Origin of the sequence: Hydrogenophaga sp., assembly GCF_051007235.1 — a bacterium.
GTDB lineage: Bacteria > Pseudomonadota > Gammaproteobacteria > Burkholderiales > Burkholderiaceae_C > Hydrogenophaga.
In genome coordinates, this window is record NZ_JBPCSJ010000276.1 from 1 (window position 1) to 4,577 (window position 4,577).

6 protein-coding genes and 1 riboswitch are annotated in these 4,577 nt (G+C 66.0%); all 6 genes read left to right on the plus strand.

Annotated features, from left to right (window positions below):
* Nucleotides 1–234: hypothetical protein (locus ACR2JA_RS09850; protein WP_434008908.1), on the plus strand; the 234-nt coding region annotated here is incomplete at its 5' end.
* A 68-nt stretch (nucleotides 235–302) separates the two neighbouring features.
* On the plus strand, nucleotides 303–692 hold the full coding sequence (locus ACR2JA_RS09855; protein ID WP_434008909.1) for a DUF6228 family protein: 390 nt from the start codon (nucleotides 303–305) through the stop codon (nucleotides 690–692).
* A gap of 172 nt (nucleotides 693–864) precedes the next feature.
* Nucleotides 865–969, plus strand: a riboswitch (guanidine-I (ykkC/yxkD leader).
* 66 nt (nucleotides 970–1,035) lie between these two features.
* The gene (locus tag ACR2JA_RS09860; protein ID WP_434008910.1) at nucleotides 1,036–1,941 is read left to right on the plus strand and encodes an ABC transporter permease; all 906 of its coding nucleotides are present in this window, start codon (nucleotides 1,036–1,038) and stop codon (nucleotides 1,939–1,941) included.
* Between the two features lie 160 nt (nucleotides 1,942–2,101).
* Nucleotides 2,102–2,959, plus strand: coding sequence for an ABC transporter ATP-binding protein (locus tag ACR2JA_RS09865; protein WP_434008911.1), 858 nt, complete (start codon nucleotides 2,102–2,104; stop codon nucleotides 2,957–2,959).
* Nucleotides 2,960–2,979: 20 nt separating this feature from the next.
* Nucleotides 2,980–3,825: an urea amidolyase associated protein UAAP1 gene (locus ACR2JA_RS09870; RefSeq protein WP_434008912.1), complete on the plus strand. Its 846-nt coding sequence runs from the start codon at nucleotides 2,980–2,982 to the stop codon at nucleotides 3,823–3,825.
* 19 nt (nucleotides 3,826–3,844) lie between these two features.
* Nucleotides 3,845–4,507, plus strand: coding sequence for an urea amidolyase associated protein UAAP2 (locus ACR2JA_RS09875; protein WP_434008913.1), 663 nt, complete (start codon nucleotides 3,845–3,847; stop codon nucleotides 4,505–4,507).
* Nucleotides 4,508–4,577: the final 70 nt, after the last annotated feature.

The following is a 4,577-nucleotide window of genomic DNA, read 5'->3' on the forward strand; positions in this document are numbered from 1 at the left end:
GACAAGCACCATGTAGAAAAGATTTGGCCAACCTTCGAGCGCGAATGCTTCGCTCCAAGAGTTTCTGAGGCCGCAGTCATTCCGATCTATCTCGATGACACACCGGTTCCTGGGATACCAAAAGACATAGTCGGCATCCCGTTTAAGAACTACGCGGCCCTGGGTGCGGACCTCGCGAACCGGGTAACAGACGAAATTGTCTTCAAGCTGTTTGAACTTCTTGAAGACATCTGACCGGTCCGACGAGTTCGCATTTCCCGGCAAGCTGGGCCATGTCTCTCACGTCAACCATCGAGTAGATTTTGAGTAGCGCCATCTTCAAAGCAGCCGGTGACGGCTCTCTTTTGACGTTTGAAGTGACGTCGAGCTCAGCGACTGACGTCGACTTCAATGTTCATGTGCGTACCCCGCACTTCGCCGGACAGGCACCGGCTTCAACTTTCATGAATGGGTCGCCCAGCGCCCTGTTTGCTGAAATGGCATCGGAGTGGACGGGCTGGCGGGGACAAAAGACTTGGCAGGACCTTGAGTCTCGTGTGTCGTTTTCTGCATCGTCCGACTCGACGGGTCACGTCACTCTGCGAGTGGAGCTGAAGGGCCAGGACTACGACAGTGGGTTGACGGTCAACCTCATGTTCGAAGCCTCCCAATTGGATGCAATGGCTTCATCCATAAGCGAGCTTCTGGGGTGAGCACCTCAGCGTGTTTTGTGGCTCGGTGCTGTAGCGAATTGCCGAACGCTTTGTGCATTGGTTTTCGGTGCGTCCAGAAGCGCTCCTCCGCGGCGTCTTGCACACCCCTGGCACCCAACCTGCTAAACCAACCCCACAGAGAGGCGGGTGCACCAAACTGGTGACCCGCTGCCTTGAAGACCGCTAGGGTTCCGGGCGCCATTGGCTGGCGCTGGCTGGTCCGAGAGCGGTCGGCCATGATCGTGTGGCTCCACGGAGGGACAAAAGCCCGGGAGATGCTGGCGCGCCGCTTGCGGTGTGTGCCCGCCTCTCTGGCCCATGTTCCCCCCGATCAGGAGCCCGCATGTCCTCCCTGCATCCTGCTGTCACAGCCGCCCACCTGGCCGATCCCCCATCGGCCAGCGGCGTTGCCCCTTCGGCCGCTGTGCAGCCACCGCCCGCCACGCCCCCGCGCCGCCCCTGGTCCAGCCTGTGGACGGTGCGCGCGTCCATCAGCCGCCGCGCGTACTGGGTGCTGGCCCTCACGGGTCTGATCGCGCCGCTGCTGGGCTGGTGGGCGCTGGCCGCCTGGGGCGGGCTGGACCCGACCTTCATGCCCTCGCCTGGTGCGGTGCTGGGCAAGTTCTGGTTCTGGCTGACCGAGAACGACCTGATCGACGACATGGCGATCAGCACCTACCGCGTGGTCGCGGGCTTCCTGCTCTCGGCCGTGTTCGCGCTGCCGCTGGGCCTGTTCATCGGCTCGTTCCGTTCGGTGCAGGCACTGCTGGAGCCGCTGACCGACTTCATCCGCTACATGCCGGCGGTGGCCTTCATCCCGCTGGTGATGCTGTGGGTGGGCATCGACGAGGGTTCCAAGATCGCGATCATCTTCATCGGCACCTTCTTCCAGATGGTGCTGATGGTGGCCGAGGACGTTCGCCGCGTGCCGGCCGCGCAGGTGGAGGCGGCGCAGACCATGGGCGCCAGCCGCGCCGAGCTGATCGAAAAGGTCATCCTGCCCAGCGCCAAGCCGGCGCTGCTGGACACGCTGCGCATCACCATGGGCTGGGCCTGGACCTACCTGGTGGTCGCCGAGCTGGTGGCCGCCAACTCGGGCCTGGGCTACGCCATCCTGCGCGCGCAGCGCTTCCTGCAGACCGACACCATCTTCGCCGGGATCATCGTCATCGGCCTCATCGGTCTGGCCACGGATCAGCTGTTCCGCTTCGCGCACCGCAAGGCCTTCCCCTGGCTGTATCTCAAATGAACACCCCCCTGCGACGCTGCGCGTCTTCCCCCCTCTCTGACGCCTTCGGCTTGGAGGTGGGACCGCACCTGCGGCCCGGCAAAGCCGGTTCCGCGGTACGCCTGGAAGCAGGCACTCCGCTCGCCGCTCTGGCGCCCTGACGAGAAAAGGTTGAAGCGACATGCATCCCCACACCGATCCCGCACAGCCCAAGATCCGCATCCGCGACCTGCACAAGCGCTTCGACGGCGCGCCGCTGAACGCGCTGGAACACATCGACCTCGACATCGCGCCCAACGAGTTCGTCACCTTCGTCGGTGCCTCGGGCTGCGGCAAGAGCACGCTGCTGCGCACCATCGGCGGGCTGGAAACGCACACCAGCGGGGAACTGCTGGTGGACGGCCAGCCGGTCAAGGGCCCGGACATCGACCGCGCCATGGTGTTCCAGCACTACAGCCTCTACCCGTGGATGTCGGTGATGGAGAACATCAAGTTCTGTCGCCAGCTGGCCGCGCACCGCAAAGACCTGACCTCGGCCCAGGTCGAGGCCGCCTCCGGCCGGGCCGATGCGCTGCTGCGCCTCATGGGCCTGCAGGCTTCGGCCAACGCCTGGCCCAACCAGCTCTCGGGCGGCATGCAGCAGCGCGTGGCCATTGCGCGCGCGCTCATGGGCCGCCCCGGCATCCTGCTCATGGACGAACCCTTCGGCGCGCTGGACGCGCAGACCCGCGAGGTGATGCACGACCTGATCCGCCACGTGCACCGGCTGGAGAAGGCCACCATCGTCTTCGTCACGCACGACGTGGAAGAGGCCATCTACCTCGGCGGCCGCGTGGTGCTGATGGCGCCGCGCCCCGGCCGCATCGACACCGTGTACGAGGTGCCCTTCGGCGACCGGCGCGACCAGGACCTCAAGCACGCGCCCGAGTTCCTGGCGCTCAAGCGCGAAATCCTCGAACGCATCCGCGAGACCTCCGGCATGAAGACCGACCTCGAACAGCTGCAGCGCCTGTCCGGCCTGAGCACCGAAGCCGCCTGATTTTTTCTGGAGTCCTTCCCATGAGCGAACCCCAAGCCTCCACCCCCTGGACCGAACCCGCGGTGCCCGTGCCCGCCAACCCGCCGCAGGCCGCACCGGTCGACGCGCTGGCGCTGTGGCAGCGCTTCCCCGCCGCGGCGCTGGCTGGCGTGGACACAGCCCGCGCGATGTGGAGCGAGATCGTGCCCGGCGGCGGTCACTGGAGCTGGCGCATGCCGCGCGGCAGCGCCATCCGCTTCGTCGCGCTGGAAGACGGCCCCAACGTCAGCGCGGTGCTCTATTCCGCGCTGGAAAAGCTGGAGCGCTACAACATGCCCGACAGCCTGAAGGCGCAGCACACCGCGCACTACCAGGCCGGCCATGTGCTGATGAGCGACATGGGCCGCAGCCTGGCCAGCGTGACGGCCGACAGCCTGGGCTGGCACGACCCGCTGGGCGCCCTGCTCGACAACGAACGTTTGGCGGCCAAGTACGGCGAGCGCCGCTACGAAGACGCGCGCAACGGCATGTACCGCTCGGGCAAGGACGGGCTGCTGATCGAGATCGGCAAATACGGACTGAGCAAACGCGACCTGATCGCGCCGGTCAACCTGTTCAGCAAGGTCAGCGTCGATGCGCAGGGCCGCTTCCAGTTCGCGCCTCAGCATGCCAAGGCGGGCGACTTCGTCGAACTGCGCTTCGACATGGACGTGATCTTCGCCATCAGCACCGCACCGCACGCGCTGGACCCGAACCCGGTCTACGCGCCCAAGAAGGTGGGCCTGCTGGCCTGGCGCTGTGGCGCGGCCCCGGCCAACGACGCCTGCCGCGCCTTCCGCCCGGAAAACGCACGCGCCCTGCACAACAGCGACGTGCTCTACCTGTGATCGAGGAACAGCCATGAACATGACCACCGACACACTGGCCACCGACATCCGCATCCAGGAAAGCGCGCTCGACCCGGCCCGCGCCGTCATCGACCAGCGCCACCCGCCAGGCGAGCCCATCCTGTTCCCGCTCAACAAGGGCCAGACCCTGCGCATCGTGGACCTGGAAGGCAACCAGGCCGCCGATGTGCTGTTCTACAACCGCGACGACGTGGCCGAGCACTACAGCGCGGTGGACACCATGGTCCACCAGGGCGGCATTTACCTGACCACGGGTTCCGTCATCCGCAGCAACGACGCGCGGCCCATGCTCACCATCGTGGCCGACACCTGTGGCCGGCACGACACGCTGGGGGGCGCCTGCGCGGCCGAGAGCAACACGGTGCGCTACGCGTTGCAGAAGAAGTTCATGCATTCGTGCCGCGACAACTACCTGATCGCCCTGCAGCACGCCGACATCGGCCTGGGCAAGCGCGACCTGGTGCCCAACATCAACTTCTTCATGAACGTGCCCGTCACCGAAGGCGGCGACCTGAAGTTCGACGACGGCGTGTCCGGCCCGGGCAAGTACGTCGAGATGCGCGCCGAGATGGACCTGTGGGTGCTCATCAGCAACTGCCCGCAGCTCAACAACCCCTGCAACGGCTGGAACCCGACGCCGATCGAGGTGACGCTGCGATGACCACCGTCGCCGGTCGGACCGCGGCTGTCCTGGAGGCCGGGCTGCAGACCACGGTGCAGGAGCTGCCCGG

Bases quoted from the DNA above. Each gene is read 5' to 3' on its own strand.
- ACR2JA_RS09860 (WP_434008910.1), top strand. From the start codon at position 1,036: ATGTCCTCCCTGCATCCTGCTGTCACAGCCGCCCACCTGGCCGATCCC.
- ACR2JA_RS09865 (WP_434008911.1), top strand. From the start codon at position 2,102: ATGCATCCCCACACCGATCCCGCACAGCCCAAGATCCGCATCCGCGAC.
- ACR2JA_RS09870 (WP_434008912.1), top strand. From the start codon at position 2,980: ATGAGCGAACCCCAAGCCTCCACCCCCTGGACCGAACCCGCGGTGCCC.
- ACR2JA_RS09875 (WP_434008913.1), top strand. From the start codon at position 3,845: ATGACCACCGACACACTGGCCACCGACATCCGCATCCAGGAAAGCGCG.